Raw genomic sequence first — 18,699 nt, forward strand, 5'->3', positions numbered from 1 at the left:
TCATCCACTAGTACAATGTATGAAGGAGTGGACAAGAGTAGACCAGGCAACTGCTATATAGATGCAATTCGAAGCTTTACCATTTGCAGCTTTTACCGAGTATCTGATCGACTGTCGGGGGACCGAACAACGCCGCTTAAAGACCCATATATGGGTCTTTAGGGCAGGCGGTTGTTCGGTCTTCCGTCACGCCTTGGCGTGACGGAGGCAAGCCTGTGGCTTGCCTTCGACAGTCGAAAATGGACAAACCGCTTTTCCGTCAAGGATATGTTAAACTTCTTCGTTGCATCTATAATAGAAAGCTGCCGCCCAACGTTCCTCCTTGTGTTCAACGCTCTACTCTGATGCCTGCCGGAAAGACATGCCGCCCGGCAGAAGCGGCTGGCGCCGGAGGCGGACGCCAAGCTGATACGCAGCGGCAATCGATGCGATGCTCAACCAAAACGTAAAATAGCCGATTTCGTTGGCGTAGTCAGCCAGCACACTATAGCGCGGCATCATGCCAAAAACGTAGTCGATGACATCGTTATGCAGCGTCCACACGGCCGCCAGCATAAGGTGAAGGAAGCGGAATCGATAAAACCGGGCGTACAGCATTCCTTCGATCGCCATCGCCCCGTGCGAAACGATCAGCATCCAGCCGGCCCAATCGAGCGTGCCGGTGACGCGCCAAACGAGCACATTCATAACGACCGCCCAAATTCCATACTTAACAAGCGTCACCAAAGCCAACGCTTCAAAAAGCGGCGCCGACCTGCCGAAAAGCCATGCCACAAGGACGACAAGAAAAAAAAGGCTCGCCGTCGGACTGTCGGGAACAAACGGCAAAAAGACGGGCGGCGTATCGGCAAGTTGATAACGATACCAATAATATCCATAGATGGTGCCGGCCGCGTTGACGAACAAGAGCAGCCAAACAACCGGCCGGGAAGCCAACAGCGCATAAAGCCATGCCATCATCTGCACCTCGCCTCGGTTTCATGTTGGCACGAAAAAAGCTGACTAACGCGAGTCAGCTTTTTCGTGTCGAAACGATTATTCCGCTTTCAGTCCGGCGATGAATTCGGACAGTTTTTTCAACTCTTCATCCGTGCCCTTAAAGACGCCGGGCGGCATGTTGCCTTTCCCTTCTCTCGCGATTTTCGCGATTTCTTCCGGTTTCAAGCCGGTGCCGATGAGCGACGGACCAGCGCCGCCGGACAAGTTTTGTCCGTGGCACGATGTACATGTGTTCGCTTGGGCGATTTTATAGCCTTCCGCGTTCGTGTCAATTTTCACTTCCGCCCGAATTTTCCCTTGTTCAGCCGCTTTTTTCCAGTCGTGTGTGACGACCGCTTCCCATGTCAAATAAATCATCGCCGCAAGCGCCAACAGCATCATCCCGGTCGCGACCGGACGCTTCCAAGGACGGCGCTCTGGGCCGCGGTCCAAAAACGGCGCCAACAAGAGCGCGCCGAACGCCAACCCTGGGATGATGATCGCGCCGACGACCGTATACGGACCAGACGCATACGAATATTTGAGCAATTGGTATAAGAACAAGAAATACCAGTCAGGCAGCGGCACGTACGTCGTGTCCGTCGGGTCGGCGATCCGCTCAAGCGGCGACGGATGGGCGACCGTCAAGCATAAGAAACCGACGAGAAAGACCGATCCGACCAACCATTCCTTAAGCAGGAAGTTCGGCCAAAACACTTCCGTTTTCCCGGGATATTCCGAATAGTCCTTTGGAATATTCGGTTTTCTCACCGCGGGAACACGGGAATCGCCGACGAATTTCATTCCTTTTCCGCGATGCATTGCGTGGTTCCCTCCTTTTTTCTATCACCTCTAAACGCGGGCCGACCGATCATAGCGGACCGGAAATGCCTTGTCTGCGAATCATTAAAAAGTGCGCTGCCATTAAGCCGAGCAAAGCGGCCGGCAAGAAGAAGACGTGAATGGCAAAGAAGCGCGTCAACGTTTGCGCGCCGACAATTTCTGGGTCCCCAGCTAACAGCGTCTTAATGGCCGGGCCAATGAGCGGCGTCGCTTCCGCGATTTGCAAACCAACTTTCGTCGCAAACAGCGCTTTCATATCCCACGGCAACAAGTAGCCGGTGAAGCCAAGACCCATCATCACCATAAAGATCAATACGCCGACGATCCAGTTCATTTCGCGCGGCTTTTTATAAGCCCCTTGGAAAAAGACGCGCAGCGTATGTAAAAACATCATGACGATGACCAAGCTCGCCCCCCAGTGGTGCATGCCGCGCACAATTTGGCCGAACGCCACTTCGTTTTGCAAGTAATACACCGATTCCCACGCGTTTTTAATATCCGGGACGTAGTACATCGTCAAAAACATGCCTGACAAAATTTGAATGACCGTGACAAAAAACGTCAGCCCGCCGAAACAATAGACAAAGGCGGAAAAGTGATGGGCGGGGTTGACGTGCTCCGGAACTTCGTGATCGGCGATATCCCGCCATAAAGGCGTAATATCTAAGCGTTCATCGACCCAGTCATACAGCTTGTTTAACACGCATTACGCCTCCTTTCTTGGTTTCGCCTTGCCTAAATACAGCTTGCCGTCTTTCACTTTGTACTCGTAACGGTCAAGCGGAGCTTGCGGCGGCGTCCCCGGAACGTTCGTGCCGTCCTTCTCATAGCGCCCATAGTGGCATGGGCAGAAAAACTGGTTCGGATGCTCTTTGTCCGTGTTCCAGTCGACCGTACAGCCAAGGTGTTTGCAGATCGGCGAAAGGGCGATGATCTCCCCTTTTTCATCCTTGTACACCCAAGCTGACTTCGGCTCTTCCGACTCATACCAAGCGTCTTTCACCTTCACTTTAAAGTCGAAGCGCTTCGGTTCGGTCGTAATCTCTTTGACGTCTGCTACCGCGACCATCTCCGTCCCTGCTTCATCCTTCAAGATCGGATCGAAAGCAAAACGGAGCATCGGCATCAGCATTCCTGCCGCCATAAAACCGCCGACGCCGGTCAGCGTGTAGTTTAAAAACTGACGTCTCGTTACACGATGTTTGTTGTCGCTCATCGTCTTCCCCCCTCTATGCAAAATCAAGTCCGCACCGGACGATTGTATGTATAACACATATGGAAAACTAGGACATTCTAATGATAGCTCAATTGCTGGACAAGGTCAATATCGCAGGCGGCAAAACGTCGGACTTTGCCGCGTCTACTCTTGCGCCCATCGACCGATGAGAAAGCGGAGCAGCTCGGCGGCCTGCTCTCTGACAAGCTCGTGCTTGTACGATTCACCCATGCTCTCGAGCGGAACAACCGGAACGAACCAAACGCGGTCAGCTTCTTCGCCCTCTTGCCACGCACGGTCGCACGTCACATAAAACAGATGCTTCATTCCTTCCCGCTTAAGCCGGTTGGTCCAATCCGCCAGCCTTTCGGTAAGCAGCGCCCGCGGCTCATCGGCAAAATACACAAACGACGGCATCAAAAACAACCGGCCCTTCAGCTGCCGCTCGACCTCGGCCGCGATGAGCCCGACAAGCTCCCCGCCGGAAGCGAGCCGCTTCGCTCCTTGGCCGAAAGCCACCGGCAAAAGCGGAAGGAGCGCCGTGTCGATGTAGTCGCGCTCTCGTTCATAGAGGGCGACGTCCTCGCCTGTCCACTTCATTCGTACTCTCCTTTTCCTCAAAGTTTCTTCCCTTCATCACCATACCATATTTTTCGGCAAAAGAAAAACCTTGCCGGCGGCAAGGTTTTTACAATTTGTTTAATTCATCGGTCAGGCGGCGGAACGCCTCTTCATCATGGCGGTCAAGCGCCTCATCGATCAGCTTCATGAGCCGCCCGCGCCGGAATTCGTAAATGGAGCGTTCCAAAAACTGCTCGGCGAGGCGCTGGTCGTTTTCGCTCACTTGCGCCTGCTTCGGCGCATACGGGTTTTCCTCAAGCACAGCGACATATTGCGGCGAGTGAAAAGAAGCGCGGAAATTCAGTTGAATGTAAATATCTTCGTCGCGGTTTAAACGGATGTCATGGAACGATTTCTCTGCATCGGTTGTCATCACATTGCCTTTGTAAAAACGGAACGGCACATCGTCGACGCAGTGAGTCGACATAATGATGCCGCGCGGGCAATATTGGGCATTCTCGACAAAATGCACCTTTTGCATGAGCTGGTCATGGCTCATCAAATAGTTTAAAATCCAGACACACTCGCGCCGCTTCAACTGATAGTGGCTTAAAAACCAACGGATAAACTCTTTTTTCTCATTGACGGATACGTGCGTCATTGTGCGCTTCCCCCTCGATCGGTTTCCAAGAAAGAGGTTGGGCCACCGCTTCTCCCCTACTCTTCGAGCTCAAGCAGCATCTCCGCCGCCTCCGTATGGGTTGGGTCGAGACGGACGATCTGTTGAAATATTTCTTTCGCCGCCGCCCGATTTCCTTCCTCGATGAGAAAATATCCGTACTCTTCGAGGAACTCGACATTGTGCTTAAAGAAATTATATGCCTCGCCGTAATGATTTAATGCATCGTCGTACATCTCAAGCCGATGTTTGGCGCGCCCAAGGTCCCATTCAAACTGCGGATCGTACTCGCCATCGGCCATCGCCTGCTCAAGAAGCGCGACGACATCCTCATAGCGCTGTTCGTTTAGCCAAAGCGCCGATAAAACCGTGAGCGCCTCGATGTACCCGCCATCGATCTCAAGCGCTTTTTTCAAATGTTCCTCTGCCTCCTCCGGCTTGTTCAGCTTGAGCGCCAGCTTGCCTGCGTAAAGGCGGAGCTCTTTGTTCCATTCGTCGACGCCGATGCCCTCAAGCGCCGTCTCATAGCTTTGCACGAGCCGTCCTTCTTGTTCATACGCTTTCGCCAAATAAAGGTAAAGCGGAGTGTAGTCCGGATCGAGCTCTTTTAAAGCGCTGAGCTTATCGATGGCCGTTTGTGTATAGCCGGCCTGCAACGCGGTGAATCCGTAGGCGAACAGCGTCCGACTGTCCATTTTTTCATTGAGCGCCTCCTCATAATACGGAAGCGCCGCCTCGAATTCCCCGGAACGGCTGAGCGCCTCAGCGATCCGCTCAGTGATCAAGACGCCGGCCATCTCCTTATTCGTCTTCCGCACCTGTTCATAAAGCGGCACGCTTTTTGAGTATTCCCCGTGCGAAAAATACAACTCAGCCAACGCAAACTGCACGATCGGCTCATCTGGAGCTTTCTCGTACGCTTGACGCAGCTTCCGCTCGCTCACTTCCGCCAGCCCTTGCATTTCGTACAAATCGGCGGCAAGAAGGCACGCGCGGACAAACTGCGGATCGTCTTCGTCGATCTCCGACAAAATGGCGAGCGCTTCCTCTTCGGCTTCAAGCTCCGTATACACTTCCGCCAAAAACAGGCGAATGTCGCCGTCATCCGGATAGCGGGCAGCCAGCTCCTCAAGCAGCTCCTTCGCCTCTTCCGGCATTCCCCATCCGTACAAGCAGTCGGCAAGCGCGTATTTTTCTTCATCACTTCCATATTTTTTCACTTTCGGCACGAGCGCCAACGCTTGGTCGACGTTTCCGTTTTCCACTAAGCGAATGATTTGTTCGACGCGTGTCATCGTTTCGTCAGCCCTCTCTTGCGGCAGGCGGCCATCCGCCTTTGCCATTCAAATCGTTATGTACTGTTACAATGGGAACATGAATGATGATAATCGATCATGGCCGTTTCCGCAACCAAACCGCTCGCCGTCTGGAAGGTGCGTCGTTTTTTCATCCAGAAACAGGAAATGTATCCGCTTTCAAAAAATACGGAGCCCTTCCTCTCACTGACAATATATGAACGAACAACGCAAAATATGACCGCCCGCCCGCTTGGGGCGGGAGGCCTTTTACAGCAGCGAACGGAGGTCGGCAAAAAACGCCGGATAGGAAACGGCGACCGCTTCCGAACGCTCGAGGCGGACCGTCCCTTTGGCGATGCAGGCAGCAACGGCGAGCATCATGCCGATGCGGTGGTCGCCATGGCTGTCGACAACAATCCCGTCGGCATAAAGCGGCGTTTTGCCGCGGATCATCATGCCGTCGTCGGTTGCTTCGATGTCAGCGCCGAGTTTTTTCAACTCGGTGACGACCGTATGGATCCGATTCGTCTCTTTCACCTTCAGTTCGCTCGCGTCTTTGATGACGGTCGTTCCTTCCGCCTGCGTCGCGAGCAAGGCAATGATCGGAATTTCGTCGATCAATCTTGGAATCAGATCCCCGCCGATTTCGACCGCCCGAAGCGTCGACGTGCGGACCGTAATATCACCGACCGGCTCGGTTTCCTCGTTGCGGACGTTGTCAATCGCAATATCCGCCCCCATTTGTGTAAGCACATCGATGATGCCGGTCCGCGTTGGATTTAAGCCGACGTTTTTCAGCGTAATTTCGCTGTTCGGCACAATGGCGCCGGCGACAAGGAAAAAGGCGGCTGACGAAATATCGCCGGGAACGTAAATGTGCGTCCCGCGCAAGCGTTGCGGACCGGCCACCGAGACGGTCAAGCCATCCACATTCACTTCACCGCCAAACAACCGAACCATCCGCTCGGTATGGTCGCGCGAGCGGTGCGGCTCGGTGACCGACGTTACGCCGTCGGTGAACAAGCCCGCAAGCAAAACGGCTGATTTCACTTGCGCGCTCGCCACCGGCGAAGTGTAGCGAAGCGGGCGAAGCGCACCGCCGCGGATGGAAAGCGGCGTATAATTGCCGCCCTCACGCCCGTCAATACGCGCTCCCATTTCGCGAAGCGGCTTCGTCACCCGCCCCATCGGTCGCTTGGCGATCGATTCATCGCCGACAAGGCAGGCGTGAAACGGCTGGCCGGCCAAAATGCCGAGCAATAGGCGCGCCGTCGTTCCCGAGTTGCCGACATCAAGCACCGCAGCCGGCTCGCGCAGCCCGCCGGGGCCGGCTCCTTCGACAACGACTGTCGTCCCGTCCTGGCGAATGTCAACGCCGAGTTTCCGGAAACAGTCGATCGTGCTTAAACAGTCCGCCCCAGGCAAAAAATGGTCAATCACCGTCCGTCCAGAAGCAAGCGCCCCGAGCATGACGGCGCGATGGGAAATCGATTTGTCGCCAGGGACTTCGATCATTCCTCGGAGCGACGACACGTTGGTTGGCAACTGCATGCAAAATCCCTCCATTGTTTTTCCTTGCTACCCTTCATAGGTGGCATAGTTCGTATGTTTGGCGAGGCACGCTTTCGCCCGCGCCCGATCGTCTTCGCTTTGGAAGCTGAGGCGGAGCACGCCGTAAATTTCTTCGCGCGTCTCAATGATGCGGATGTTCGTGATGCTGATGTTTTCCTCGGCCAAATAGCCGGTCACTTCGGAGATGACGCCCGGATAATCCGGCACGTCGACATACAAATCGTAAAACGACGGAATCGCTCCTTTCGTTCTCGACGGCAGCCCGTCGCGAAACTGTTTCGCCTCCAAAAAGTAATGGTAAATAGCGATGCTGTTTTCTTCTTCGACAAACGAACGCAGCCGCTCCATTTCGGCGATCCAGCGGTCAAAGAGCGCAAGCAGTTCATGCTTGTTATGGATAAAAATATCGCGCCACATTTCCGGATTGCTCGACGCGATGCGGGTGATGTCGCGGAAGCCGCCGGCCGCCAGCCGGCTGACGAGGGCGTTTTCGCACTCGTATTCGCGCGCCTGATGAACGAGGCTCGCCGCAATCAAATGCGGAAAATGGCTGATTACGCCAGTGATGCGGTCGTGCTCTTTGGGCGTTAAGATGACAAACTGCGCTTTCGTTCCCGCAAGCCACTGTTTCAACGCCTCGACTTGCTGCGGCGGCACATCGTCCGTCGGCGTCAAAATGTAAAAGGCGTTTTCAAACAGATGAGCCCTTGCGGCCGCCACACCGCTTTTATGCGACCCGGCCATCGGATGGCCGCCGATGAACGCTACGCCATGATCCAACAGGCGGCGGGCGCCTTGGACGATGCGCTGCTTCGTGCTGCCGACATCGGTAACGATAACGCCGCGCTTCAACCGCTCGAGCGGCATCGATGAAAGCAGCGCCTCCGTCTGCATGACCGGAACGGCCAGAACGATCAAATCCGCCTGTCCGTATCCGTCTTCGGGCGAACGGGCGGCTTCGTCGATCACCTTGAGCGAACGCGCCAAGCCGAGCTGCCGCTCATTGACGTCGTAGCCGATGATCATCGCCTCCGGATGCGCTTTTTTAATCGCCAATGCAATCGATCCGCCGATCAAGCCGAGGCCGACAATGAACACTTTTCCTTCCAATCGTCCCACCTACTTTATGTAAACGTGCGCCCGCTGCTTTTGAAAAGCAACGGGCCGATCTTTTCTATCCATCCCGCCGCTGAACGGTCAGGCGAGCTGTTTTTCCCGAAGCAGTTGCGAAACGAGTTCCAACACCCGGTCGTTTTGCTCTTTCGTGCCAACAGTCACACGCACGCCGGTCGGCAGCCCAAGCGCTTGGCCCGAGCGGACAATGACGCCGCGCTCCAGCAAATAGCGGAACACTTCGTCGCCATCCAACCCGAAATCAATGAACAAAAAGTTTGTCTGCGACGGGTAATACTTCAGGCCGTTCTCCTCGCAAAAGCGATAATACCGCTCAAGCTCGGCGCGATTTCGTTCGACGCAGGCGCGGATGAACGCTTGATCGTCAAGTGCGGCCGCCGCGGCCGCTTGGGCGATGGTCGACGTGTTAAACGGCTCGCGCGCCGGCTCGACGGCGCGGATGAGCGTCTCACTCGCCACGCCGTAGCCGACGCGGAGCGCAGCGAGCCCGTATGCTTTCGAGAACGTGCGCATGACGACAAGCTGCTCGTACTCGTTTAAAAGCGGCACCGTTTGCGGGTAGTCGGGCGCCGTCGCATATTCGTAGTACGCTTCGTCCACGACGACGAGCACGTGCGGCGGCACGCGATCCAAAAAGGCGCGCAGCTCGGTGTCATTCACATACGTGCCCGTCGGGTTGTTCGGATTGCAAATCCAGACGATGCGCGTGTTTTCATCGATCGCCGCAAGCATCGCCTCCAAATCATGACGCCCATCAACAAGCGGCACTTCGCGCACCTCGGCCCGCTCGATGATGGCATTGTGCCGGTATTGCGGGAATGTCGGCGCCGCCATCACTGTATTCGCCCCCGGCTCTAAAAAGGCGCGGCAAAGAATTTGCACCACCTCATCCGAACCGTTGCCAAACAGAAGCTGTGTTTCCTTGACGCCAAGATGCTTCGCCACCTTTTCGCGCAACGTGCGGGCGCAGCCGTCCGGATAGACGGCGAGGCGGTCAAGCTCAGCGGCGATGGCCGCTTTTGCCGATGGCGACGAACCGTACGGATTCTCGTTAGAAGCAAGTTTAATAATCTCAGGCAAGCCATATTGCCGTTTGACTTCTTCGATCGATTTTCCCGGCTGGTACGGAGAAAGACCCCGGAGCGATTCCTTTACTTGCATGATTGTCGCCAACTCCTTCAATTCGGAACTTTTAGCGCGAAGAATAGGCTTCTCGAAGCGGCGCGGCAAGCGAACGGGCGTAGGCAGCAAACTCGGCGACGGCCGCTTCCCTTTCGTCCGGCGCCTGCAACCTCGGAGCCAGCTGCTCGACTTTTTGCACGAGCGCGCTGCCGACGACAACGCCGTCGCACACCTCTTTCAACATCGCGACTTGCTCCGGCGCCGAAATGCCAAAGCCGACGGCGACCGGGACGCGGCTATGCCGCTTCACTTCGCGGAGGAAATCGCCGAGCGTCTCCGGCAGCGTCTCACGCACGCCTGTAACGCCTAGCGAGGAGACGCAATACAAAAACCCTTGCGCCGCCGAAGCGATCCGCTCGATCCGCTGCTTCGACGTCGGCGCAACAAGCGAAATGAGCGGGAGACCAAACCGTTCGCCAAGTTCGCGGAGCGGACCGCTTTCCTCAAACGGCAAATCGGGAATGAGCACGCCGTCGGCGCCATTTTCCCGCGCTAAAGCAAAAAAGGATTCTTCTCCTAATTGTAACACAGGATTGTAATACGTAAAGAGAATAATCGGAATGTTTACCCCTTTTTTTCGCATCTCGCCAATAAGCTGAATGGCTTTCGGCAGCGTCATGCCCCCGTCAAGCGCCCTTGCGGCGGCGCGTTGAATCGTCGGTCCGTCAGCGAGCGGGTCGGAGTACGGCACGCCAAGCTCTAATATGTCAGCGCCGGCCTCCTCAAGCGCCAAGGCGAGATCGATCGTCACATCGGGAGCCGGATCACCGGCAACGATAAACGGGATAAATAGCGGCGGATTAACGGACAGTGGCAATGTCTTCACCTTCCCTCGCACCAAGATGGCGCATCATCGTTTGCACATCTTTATCTCCGCGGCCGGACAGGCAAATGAGCACCGTTTCATCCGGCGGCATCTCGCGGGCGAGCTCGACGGCTTTCGCCACCGCATGGGCCGACTCGATGGCCGGAATGATGCCTTCCGTTTGCGCCAACAATTGAAACGCAGCGACGGCCTCGTCATCGGTCGCGCTTTCGTAGCGGACGCGGCCAATGCTCGCCAAATACGCATGTTCCGGGCCGACGCCGGGGTAATCAAGGCCGGCTGAGATCGAATACGGTTCGAGAATTTGTCCGTACTCGTCTTGCAACAGGTAGGTCATCGCCCCGTGTATGACCCCTTTCGTCCCTTTTGTGATGGTCGCCGCATGGTGCGGAGTGTCGATCCCTTTGCCGGCCGCCTCGACGCCGACGAGGCGGACGTCATCTTGCAAAAACGGGTAAAACATGCCGATGGCGTTGCTGCCGCCGCCGACGCAGGCAACGATGACATCCGGCAGCTTCCCTTCACGGGCGAGAAACTGTTCTTTCGCTTCATCGCCAATCACGCGCTGAAACTCGCGCACCATTTTCGGGTACGGATGCGGACCGACGACCGAGCCGATCATGTAAAAATGGTCGTCGCAGTGGGCGACCCAATAGCGAATTGCTTCGTTCGTCGCATCTTTCAACGTTCGGTTGCCGCTTGACACCGGCACGACTTCGGCGCCTAACAGCTTCATGCGAAACACGTTCAGCTCCTGCCGCTTGATGTCTTCTTCGCCCATAAAAACGATGCAATCCATGCCGAAATGGGCGGCCACCGTCGCCGCGGCGACGCCGTGCTGGCCGGCTCCGGTTTCAGCGATCAGCTTTTTCTTGCCCATCCGTTTTGCCAAAAGCGCCTGGCCGATCGCGTTGTTGATTTTATGGGCGCCCGTATGGTTTAAATCTTCGCGCTTTAAATAAATTTTCGCGCCGCCGACTTGCCGTGTCAAATTCGGCGCGAACGTGAGCGGGGTCGGGCGACCGGAGTAATGCTGCAAAATGCGGATGTATTCTTGTTTGAACGATTCATCGGCAAGCGCTTTGTCAAGCTCCGCTTCGATTTCCTCAAGCGGAAGCATGAGCGTCTCAGGGACAAACTTGCCGCCGAAATCGCCAAACCGGCCGTATTCATTCGGAACGCGTTCCATCATCTAACCCCACCTTCTCCTTCATAAAAGTTGAAAGACGAAGAGCCGCATTTCTTCAAAGTGCCTGTGTTTGTTAACCGTCCGAGCGTCAGCGCCGTCTTTTGGCCCTTCGCTTTGTTATTTTTTTATCAGGCGTGTTGATGAACCAATAAAAAGTCTGTTGAGAAGGCTCTAGTCCGAGCTTTTCTGCCGTAGTCGGCAAGCGGCTCGCTTGCCGACCGGGCATGCTGCCGCATGCCCTCCTCGAACAATGAACGCTTTGCGGGCAAATGTCATTCGCCCGCCGGCGTTCTTGTTCGAGGGAAGAGGCAGAAAAGCTTGTGTTCAGCCATATCATTCTGTGTTTTTTCGTACATAACGGATCATCAACACCCGTGATGTTTTATTTTTTCTTCGATTTGTTTCATCTTCGTTGGATCTTTGCGTCCGTCCGTTTCAATGCCGCTGCTGATATCGATGCCATCCGGGCGGTAGACAAGCAGCCGCTCGATATTGTCCGGAGTGATGCCGCCGGCGATGAAGCACGGCACGCCTTGGCGGGCCGCCTCTTCCAAATAGTGCGGCACCGCCTCCCAATCAAAAGCGACGCCCGTCCCCCCCAGGCGCCGGCGGCGCGGCTGTCAACGACGTAGCCATCGGCAATGCCAGCGTACTGCCTCATCGCCGCAAGCGCACCGTCGCCATGGTGGATCGCCTTCCAGACGGAAAGCGGCACCGCCTCTTTCACCGCCGCCAGCTCCGCCGGCGTTTCACGGCCGTGGCATTGGATGACATGAAGCGGCAGCTCGGCGGCGACAGCGGCGATCCGCCTAACGGGGGCGTTGACAAAGACGCCGACAAGTTGCTTTGCGCCAAGCTTATGGGGCTCAAGCCATTGCTGCACTTCACTCGGAGAGACGTTCCGCCTGCTTTCGGCGAAAATAAAGCCGAGGTAATCAGCCCCGCTCGCGATAGCGGCCTGCACGTCTTCAGCCGAACGGTTGCCGCAATATTTAATTCGAATCATCCCCATCTTCCTCCCCAAACAGCCGGTAGACCGCTCGCTCCACATCATCTTGGCGCATGAGCGACTCGCCGACGAGCATGGCCTGCGCTCCGTACGATTTGACCGTCTTCACATCATTGAAGGAACCGATCCCGCTTTCGCTGACGATGACGCACGATGGCGGGATGAGCGGAGCGAGCGTTTTGGTCGCCTCAAGTGTTGTCACAAAGGTATGCAAGTCGCGGTTGTTGATGCCGACGATCTCCGGCGTAAACCGATCGAAAATCCGCTCGAGCGTCTCTTTCGCATGCACCTCGACCAGACATTCGAGCCCCAAGCTGTACGCTTCATGATAGAGCTCCTCGAGCGTTTCCGGCGGGAGCGCCTCGCCGATCAATAAAATCGCATCCGCCCCGAGTCGGACGCTTTCCTCGACTTGCCGCCGATCGATGATGAAATCTTTGCGCAGCACGGGAACGTTAACCGCTTCTTTCACCGCTCGCAAATAGCGGCGATGCCCTTGGAAATACCGTTCATCCGTCAGCACGCTGATCGCGTCGGCACCGGCGCGCTCATATGCTTTCGCGATGGCCACCGGGTCAAAATCCGGGCGAATGATGCCTTTTGACGGCGATGCTTTTTTCACTTCAGCGATCAAGCCAAGCATCCGCCGCGGCCGACGGAGCGCCGCCGCAAATGGCCGGCGCTTTCGCTCTGGCAATGGCGCCGGCAGCGTCAACGTTTCCACTTCTTCCCGTTTGGCTGCTAAAATTTGCTCAAGCATCATGAATCACTTCCTTCGCCCGCAGGCGTTGCAGTTGTTCGTATGCGGTTTTGGACAAAATGGCCTCTTTCGCCATCGCCACTCCTTCGGCAATCGTTTCAGCTTTGCCGGCGGCATACAGGGCGGCGCCGGCGTTCAGCGCAACGATATTGATGGCGCTCTCCGGCGCTGTTCCCGCCATCACCGCCTCAAGAAGCGCGGCGCTCTCTTCCGGATCGCGCACTTGCACATCGGCAAGCTCGCCGCGCGGCAAGCCGGCGTCTTCTGGTGCGATGACAAAGCGGCGGATCGCACCGTCTTTCAACTCCACGACATCCGTTTCTGCAGCGATGCTGCATTCATCAAGCCCATCGCGCCCGGTGACAAACAACACATGTTCCGAGCCGAGGCGGCGCATCGCCTCCGCCAATTTCTCAGCGTAGCAGGTCGAATAGACGCCGACGACTTGCCGCTTGCAGCGCGCCGGATTGGCGAGCGGGCCGATCAAGTTGAAAACGGTGCGGAAACCGATTTCCTTCCGCGGCCCGGCGGCGTGTTTCATCGCCGCGTGATAGAGCGGGGCGAACAAAAACGCCAGCCCTTTCGTTTCCAACGCCTGTTTGGCGGCCGACGGCGACGTTTGAATGTCGATGCCGAGCCGCTCGAGCACATCAGCGCTGCCGCTTTTTGACGAAACAGCGCGGTTGCCGTGCTTGGCGACTTTGACGCCAAGCGATGAAATGACGATCGCCGCGGCGGTGGAAACGTTGAATGTCGCCGCCCCATCGCCGCCCGTGCCGCACGTATCGATGACATCATCACTAGCCTCAATGGCAGTCATCCGGTCGCGCATCGCCCGCACAAATCCGACGAGCTCATCGACTGTCTCTCCGCGCAGGCGGAGCATGGACAACAGACTTGCGATTTGACTGTCCGTCGCCTCGCCGGACATGATGATATTCATCGCCGCATACGCTTCGTCTTCCGTCAACGCTTTCCCTTCCGCACATTTCGAAAGCAGCTGCTTCAACATACGGCCCTCTCCCCTTTAGCAAATAGTCGTTCCGCTTGTTCAATCGCATTCATCAAGGCGCTCGCCTTATTGCGCGTCTCTTTCCACTCCAGTTCCGGAACGGAGTCGGCGACAATGCCGGCGCCGGCTTGCACATAGGCATAGCCGTCTTTCACGACCGCTGTCCGGATGGCGATGCACGAATCGATGTTGCCATCAAACCCGATATAGGCAATCGCTCCGGCATACAGCCCCCTTGCTGTCGGCTCGAGTTCCTGCAAAATTTGCATCGCCCGCACTTTCGGCGCCCCGCTCACCGTTCCAGCCGGAAAGGCGGCAAGGAGTGCATCGATCGGGTGGACGTTGTCGTCCAGTTCACCGACGACTTTGGAAATTAAGTGCATCACGTGTGAAAACTTGCCGATCTGAAGCAACACCGGCACCTCGACCGTTCCGTACTTGGCGACCCGGCCGATGTCGTTGCGCGCCAAATCGACAAGCATATAATGCTCAGCCCGTTCTTTCGGGTCGTGGTACAGCTCATCAGCCAGCCTCTCGTCTTCCTCCGGCGATCGGCCGCGCCGCCGTGTGCCGGCAATCGGATCGATTTCAACGCGCCGACGGTGCACTTGAATCAGTTTTTCCGGCGAACTGCCGACAATTTCCACACCGTCAAGCTGGAAATAAAACATGTACGGCGACGGGTTGATGTATCGGAGCAGACGATAAATGGCAAAGCCTCCGGCTTGAACCGGCACGCAGAAGCGCTGCGACAGAACCGCTTGAAACACATCGCCGGCCGCGATGTACCGTTTCACGGCCTCCACATCGCGCAAAAACTGTTTTTTGTCATAGTTGGACACCGCTTTGGCAAACGAGGCGGTCCGCCCCGATTCGCTTTCCGCCGGCAAGAGCGGCTGCTCGGCTTGAGGGCGGGCCGCTTTCGCCGCGAGATCGGCCATGCGCCGTTCGGCCGCGCGGTACGCTTCGATTTTCTCTTCCTCCGTTTCGTTGCCGCTCAACCGAATATAGTGAATGACGAGCAACTCACGCTTTTTTTGGTCAAACGCAAACAGCGATTCACAAAACACGAAATAGGCCGTCTTCATAGGCACATCGCGGTTTTTGTGGCGCGGCACTTTTTCGATGGCGGAAATGAAATCGTAGCCTAAAAACCCAACTGCACCGCCTGTAAACGGCACCGTCTCGGCAAGCGGCTTGACGGCAAGCGTCCGCTCGACCCATTGAAACGCTTCTTTCAGCGTCGGTGCGGTGATTTGTTCGTTCCCGTTTTCGTCCTTCACCGAAAACGTTTCGCCGGTTTCGCTCTCCAGCGTCAAAAACGGCGCCACACCGATGAACGAATAGCGCGCCCACGGCGATTCGTCATCCTTGCTTTCAAGCAAAAACACGGCTTCCTCGCGCAAATTGGCAAACACGCCGAGCGGCTCAATGACATCGGCTACAAATTTGCGCACAATCGGGATGGTTCGAAATTCGTTCGCTTCCGTCAAAAAAGCGGCCAGCCCATCAGCAGACATCACTTCTCCTCCCTTCATGATCAGCGGGCGGAGAATGAGGGTTTATGAGGCGAAAAAAGAGAGGGAAAATAAAACGCCCAAAGACGACCGTCTTTGGGCAGATGTCGGCGAATGAAAAAACGCTCACCTCAGCTAAACTCGCTCATTCTCATCTACCCTACGCTCGCTCTCCACTCTCGCTCCACTTCTAACGCCCCCCGATGTCTCAGGGGGCAAAGAGGTTATTTTAACTATATTACATTTCTGTTTTTTTTGTCAACGACAAATCCGGGCGCAACACGACCGCCCCTTTTAAATACACGTGGCAGATCTCTTCTTGCTGTTTCTCAGTCGCCACCGTCATCATGACGCGAATGCAGCGCGGCAATGAACCGGGCACCGGAATTTCCCTCGTGCACATGACCGGCACATATGTCCAGCCGTCCAAACGGCGCAGCGCCTGCGCCGGAAACGCGGCGGTGATGTCGTCGGTGACGGAAATGAGCACAAACGACACATCGGCAGCGGCGACATCGTTTGCGCGGATCATTTCACGAAGCAACGTTTCAGTTGCCGCCACGATTTCCTCGGCGTCATTTCGATCCACTGTAATCGCTCCGCGAATGCCGCGAATCATCCTTTCCCCCCCTGTCTGGCAAACTCGTCCAGCCACGTGAGCAGGTTGTCGTCTTCGAGTTCCACCACTTCCACGTCGCCGATCTCACAGAGAAGCACCATCCGCACTGTTCCGGCGTACGCTTTTTTGTCGCCTTTCATCTTCTCAAGCAGGCGGCGCGTCTGAACCGTTGTCGGCAGCGACACCGGGAAGCCGTATCCGGCGAACCAGTCGGCCAATCGATGCTCAGCGAACGACCGGCCGTAAAACCGTTCGCTGACAAAGACGGCAAACAGCATGCCAACCGCAACCGCCTCCCCGTGAGTGAGCGCGCCGTAGCCTAACTCGCTTTCCAGCGCATGGCCGAGCGTATGGCCGAAATTCAAATGGGCGCGCACCCCGGTTTCTTTTTCATCCTCACGCACGACGGACGCCTTAATGTCAATGCCCTTTTCAATGCAATAGGCGAGTTTCTCGCCGCGCAAGTCGGCGAGCGTCTTGATTTCCGCGCGCAGCCAGTCGTAAAAGCGGCGGTCGCGGATCAGCGCATGTTTGATCACTTCGGCAAACCCGGACCGAAGCTCGCGCTCGGGCAGCGTGCGCAAAAAGGAGGTGTCATACACAACTGCTTCCGGCTGGTGGAAGGCGCCGATCATATTTTTGCCGAGCGGATGGTTGATGGCGACTTTGCCGCCGACGGCGCTGTCATGGGCCAAGAGTGTCGTCGGCATTTGAATGTAACGGATGCCGCGCATATAGGTGGCGGCGACAAACCCAGCCAAATCGCCGACAACGCCGCCGCCAAGCGCAATGATAACCGAGCGGCGGTCGAGGCCGCACTGCAATGCCGCTGTCTGGCAAGCGTAATAATGATCAAATGACTTGGCCGCCTCCCCGCTTGGAATGACGTAGGCGTACACGTCATACTCAGCGGCGGCAAGCAACGCCCGCACCTCATCCAAATAAAGAGGCGCCACAGTATCGTCGGTAACGATGAAAAGTTTTGTCCCTGGCGGACAGGAGAGCGACCGAAGCAAGCTTGGCAGCACGCGGGCCGCCCCATCGCCCAAAAGAAGCGGATAGCGCTTCGTCGCCGTTTCAATCGTCCGTTCGATCATCGTCAAAACTCCTTTGCATAGCGGCGGGCGCGTTCCACATTTTCCTTAATCAAGTCCATCCGATCCTGCCCAAACTGCTCAACGATCGCCGCCGCCACTTCCCAGGCGACAACGGCCTCAGCGACAACGCTCGCCGCCGGCACGGCGCAGCTGTCCGATCGCTCAATGCTTGCCGCAAACGGCTCTTTCGTCTCGATATCCACGCTTTGAAGCGGCTTGTACAGCGTCGGGATCGGCTTCATCACTCCGCGCACGACGATCGGCATCCCGGTCGTCACCCCGCCTTCAAAGCCGCCCGCCCGGTTCGTCCGGCGCGAAAAGCCTTGTTCTGGGCTCCAAATGATTTCATCGTGCACTTCGCTTCCCGGGCGGCGCGCCGCCTCAAAGCCGATCCCGAATTCAACGCCTTTAAACGCGTTGATGCTGACGATCGCGGCCGCGATTTTCGCATCAAGCTTTCGGTCGTAATGGACGTAGCTGCCCACTCCGGCCGGAACACCTTCAACGATCACTTCAACGATGCCGCCGATCGAATCACCGTTTTTCTTCGCCCAATCGATCGCTTCCATCATTTTTTGCCCCGCCTCCGGGTCAAAGCAGCGCACCGGTGATTCTTCCGTCACTGCCTGCAATTCTTCAAGCGAACGATAATCGAGCTTCTTTGCGCGCACGCCGCCGATTTCGATGACATGCCCGGCGACGCGGATGCCGACCTCCTCCAAAATGCGTTTTGCCACCGCTCCAGCCGCCACGCGCACCGTCGTTTCACGCGCCGACGAGCGCTCCAGCACGTTGCGCATATCGCGATGTCCGTATTTCAGGGCGCCGTTTAAATCGGCATGCCCTGGGCGCGGACGCGTCACTTTCCGCTTCACTTCCGCTTCGTCATCAATCGGCTCAACCGCCATAATCGTTTGCCAATGTTTAAAATCGCGATTCTCGACAACGAGCGCAATCGGCGAGCCGAGCGTTTTCCCGTGCCGAACGCCGCCTGTGATTTTCACTTCATCTTTTTCAATCTGCATGCGGCGGCCGCGTCCGTATCCTTTTTGCCGGCGCGCCAGCTCTTTATTGATGTGCTCGGCGCGCAGCTCAAGCCCGGCCGGCACTCCTTCCAAAATGGCCGTCAATTGCGGCCCATGCGATTCCCCTGCCGTCAAATACCGCATGTTTGTCTCTCCCTTCAGGTCTTTAACGCGTTTAAGTA

General features: G+C 56.5%; 18 protein-coding genes and 1 pseudogene. All 19 read right to left on the minus strand.

The features are described 5' to 3' along the window. Positions 1-336: 336 nt before the first annotated feature. Positions 337-957 carry a lipoprotein heptaprenylglyceryl N-acetyltransferase LhaT gene (gene lhaT / locus JCR24_RS08465; protein ID WP_013144910.1) on the minus strand — a complete coding sequence of 207 codons (621 nt, stop codon included), beginning with the start codon at positions 955-957 and terminating at the stop codon, positions 337-339. A 78-nt stretch (positions 958-1,035) separates the two neighbouring features. Next, complete coding sequence (locus tag JCR24_RS08470) at positions 1,036-1,800, minus strand: menaquinol-cytochrome c reductase cytochrome b/c subunit (RefSeq protein ID WP_011231675.1); 765 nt, start codon at positions 1,798-1,800, stop codon at positions 1,036-1,038. Positions 1,801-1,849: 49 nt separating this feature from the next. Continuing rightward, positions 1,850-2,524 carry a menaquinol-cytochrome c reductase cytochrome b subunit gene (qcrB, locus tag JCR24_RS08475; protein WP_011231676.1) on the minus strand — a complete coding sequence of 225 codons (675 nt, stop codon included), beginning with the start codon at positions 2,522-2,524 and terminating at the stop codon, positions 1,850-1,852. Positions 2,525-2,527: 3 nt separating this feature from the next. Further along, positions 2,528-3,037, minus strand: coding sequence for a Rieske (2Fe-2S) protein (locus JCR24_RS08480; protein WP_013144909.1), 510 nt, complete (start codon positions 3,035-3,037; stop codon positions 2,528-2,530). Between the two features lie 144 nt (positions 3,038-3,181). After that, on the minus strand, positions 3,182-3,637 hold the full coding sequence (locus JCR24_RS08485) for a YpiF family protein (RefSeq protein WP_011231678.1): 456 nt from the start codon (positions 3,635-3,637) through the stop codon (positions 3,182-3,184). Positions 3,638-3,725: 88 nt separating this feature from the next. After that, positions 3,726-4,259 (minus strand): ReoY family proteolytic degradation factor, encoded by a 534-nt coding sequence (locus JCR24_RS08490; protein WP_013144907.1) that lies wholly within the window; start codon positions 4,257-4,259, stop codon positions 3,726-3,728. Positions 4,260-4,315: 56 nt separating this feature from the next. Beyond that, positions 4,316-5,572: a tetratricopeptide repeat protein gene (locus JCR24_RS08495; protein WP_011231680.1), complete on the minus strand. Its 1,257-nt coding sequence runs from the start codon at positions 5,570-5,572 to the stop codon at positions 4,316-4,318. A 270-nt stretch (positions 5,573-5,842) separates the two neighbouring features. Further along, on the minus strand, positions 5,843-7,126 hold the full coding sequence (gene aroA / locus JCR24_RS08500) for a 3-phosphoshikimate 1-carboxyvinyltransferase (protein WP_013144905.1): 1,284 nt from the start codon (positions 7,124-7,126) through the stop codon (positions 5,843-5,845). A 27-nt stretch (positions 7,127-7,153) separates the two neighbouring features. Then, a complete protein-coding gene (locus tag JCR24_RS08505) occupies positions 7,154-8,257 on the minus strand; it encodes a prephenate dehydrogenase (RefSeq protein WP_013144904.1) in 1,104 nt (367 codons plus the stop codon). Positions 8,258-8,344: 87 nt separating this feature from the next. Beyond that, entirely contained in the window at positions 8,345-9,442 is a 1,098-nt protein-coding gene (hisC, locus tag JCR24_RS08510) for a histidinol-phosphate transaminase (RefSeq protein WP_023634342.1), read from the minus strand. A 31-nt stretch (positions 9,443-9,473) separates the two neighbouring features. After that, positions 9,474-10,280 (minus strand): tryptophan synthase subunit alpha, encoded by an 807-nt coding sequence (gene trpA / locus JCR24_RS08515; RefSeq protein WP_015375265.1) that lies wholly within the window; start codon positions 10,278-10,280, stop codon positions 9,474-9,476. After that, positions 10,264-11,478, minus strand: coding sequence for a tryptophan synthase subunit beta (trpB, locus tag JCR24_RS08520; RefSeq protein WP_013524128.1), 1,215 nt, complete (start codon positions 11,476-11,478; stop codon positions 10,264-10,266). Before trpB ends, trpA begins: the two co-directional genes overlap by 17 nt. A gap of 365 nt (positions 11,479-11,843) precedes the next feature. Further along, a pseudogene (locus tag JCR24_RS08525) lies at positions 11,844-12,484 on the minus strand (phosphoribosylanthranilate isomerase). Beyond that, the gene (gene trpC / locus JCR24_RS08530) at positions 12,471-13,247 is read right to left on the minus strand and encodes an indole-3-glycerol phosphate synthase TrpC (protein ID WP_033005824.1); all 777 of its coding nucleotides are present in this window, start codon (positions 13,245-13,247) and stop codon (positions 12,471-12,473) included. The pseudogene JCR24_RS08525 and the gene trpC overlap by 14 nt, the downstream one beginning before the upstream one ends. After that, entirely contained in the window at positions 13,240-14,259 is a 1,020-nt protein-coding gene (gene trpD, locus JCR24_RS08535; RefSeq protein WP_011231688.1) for an anthranilate phosphoribosyltransferase, read from the minus strand. Before trpD ends, trpC begins: the two co-directional genes overlap by 8 nt. After that, positions 14,253-15,779 (minus strand): anthranilate synthase component I, encoded by a 1,527-nt coding sequence (gene trpE, locus JCR24_RS08540; protein ID WP_011231689.1) that lies wholly within the window; start codon positions 15,777-15,779, stop codon positions 14,253-14,255. The genes trpD and trpE overlap by 7 nt, the downstream gene beginning before the upstream one ends. Positions 15,780-16,014: 235 nt before the next feature. Beyond that, positions 16,015-16,395, minus strand: a complete 381-nt coding sequence (gene aroH, locus JCR24_RS08545; RefSeq protein WP_015375269.1) for a chorismate mutase — start codon at positions 16,393-16,395, stop codon at positions 16,015-16,017. Then, positions 16,392-17,492 carry a 3-dehydroquinate synthase gene (gene aroB / locus JCR24_RS08550; protein ID WP_015375270.1) on the minus strand — a complete coding sequence of 367 codons (1,101 nt, stop codon included), beginning with the start codon at positions 17,490-17,492 and terminating at the stop codon, positions 16,392-16,394. The genes aroH and aroB overlap by 4 nt, the downstream gene beginning before the upstream one ends. 2 nt (positions 17,493-17,494) lie before the next feature. After that, positions 17,495-18,661, minus strand: coding sequence for a chorismate synthase (gene aroC / locus JCR24_RS08555; protein WP_011231692.1), 1,167 nt, complete (start codon positions 18,659-18,661; stop codon positions 17,495-17,497). Positions 18,662-18,699: the final 38 nt, after the last annotated feature.

The sequence above is a fragment of the Geobacillus sp. YHL genome (assembly GCF_022341265.1).
Classification (GTDB): Bacteria; Bacillota; Bacilli; order Bacillales; family Anoxybacillaceae; genus Geobacillus; species Geobacillus thermoleovorans.

What these genes read in the sequence shown, in the direction of transcription:
- trpD (WP_011231688.1), bottom strand. Translation starts at nt 14,259, where the DNA reads ATGTTGAAGCAGCTGCTTTCGAAATGTGCGGAAGGGAAAGCGTTGACG.
- aroA (WP_013144905.1), bottom strand. Translation starts at nt 7,126, where the DNA reads ATGCAGTTGCCAACCAACGTGTCGTCGCTCCGAGGAATGATCGAAGTC.
- JCR24_RS08470 (WP_011231675.1), bottom strand. Translation starts at nt 1,800, where the DNA reads ATGCATCGCGGAAAAGGAATGAAATTCGTCGGCGATTCCCGTGTTCCC.
- JCR24_RS08485 (WP_011231678.1), bottom strand. Translation starts at nt 3,637, where the DNA reads ATGAAGTGGACAGGCGAGGACGTCGCCCTCTATGAACGAGAGCGCGAC.
- JCR24_RS08480 (WP_013144909.1), bottom strand. Translation starts at nt 3,037, where the DNA reads ATGAGCGACAACAAACATCGTGTAACGAGACGTCAGTTTTTAAACTAC.
- JCR24_RS08490 (WP_013144907.1), bottom strand. Translation starts at nt 4,259, where the DNA reads ATGACGCACGTATCCGTCAATGAGAAAAAAGAGTTTATCCGTTGGTTT.
- hisC (WP_023634342.1), bottom strand. Translation starts at nt 9,442, where the DNA reads ATGCAAGTAAAGGAATCGCTCCGGGGTCTTTCTCCGTACCAGCCGGGA.
- aroC (WP_011231692.1), bottom strand. Translation starts at nt 18,661, where the DNA reads ATGCGGTATTTGACGGCAGGGGAATCGCATGGGCCGCAATTGACGGCC.
- aroH (WP_015375269.1), bottom strand. Translation starts at nt 16,395, where the DNA reads ATGATTCGCGGCATTCGCGGAGCGATTACAGTGGATCGAAATGACGCC.
- trpB (WP_013524128.1), bottom strand. Translation starts at nt 11,478, where the DNA reads ATGGAACGCGTTCCGAATGAATACGGCCGGTTTGGCGATTTCGGCGGC.
- trpE (WP_011231689.1), bottom strand. Translation starts at nt 15,779, where the DNA reads ATGTCTGCTGATGGGCTGGCCGCTTTTTTGACGGAAGCGAACGAATTT.
- trpC (WP_033005824.1), bottom strand. Translation starts at nt 13,247, where the DNA reads ATGCTTGAGCAAATTTTAGCAGCCAAACGGGAAGAAGTGGAAACGTTG.
- lhaT (WP_013144910.1), bottom strand. Translation starts at nt 957, where the DNA reads ATGGCATGGCTTTATGCGCTGTTGGCTTCCCGGCCGGTTGTTTGGCTG.
- JCR24_RS08495 (WP_011231680.1), bottom strand. Translation starts at nt 5,572, where the DNA reads ATGACACGCGTCGAACAAATCATTCGCTTAGTGGAAAACGGAAACGTC.
- aroB (WP_015375270.1), bottom strand. Translation starts at nt 17,492, where the DNA reads ATGATCGAACGGACGATTGAAACGGCGACGAAGCGCTATCCGCTTCTT.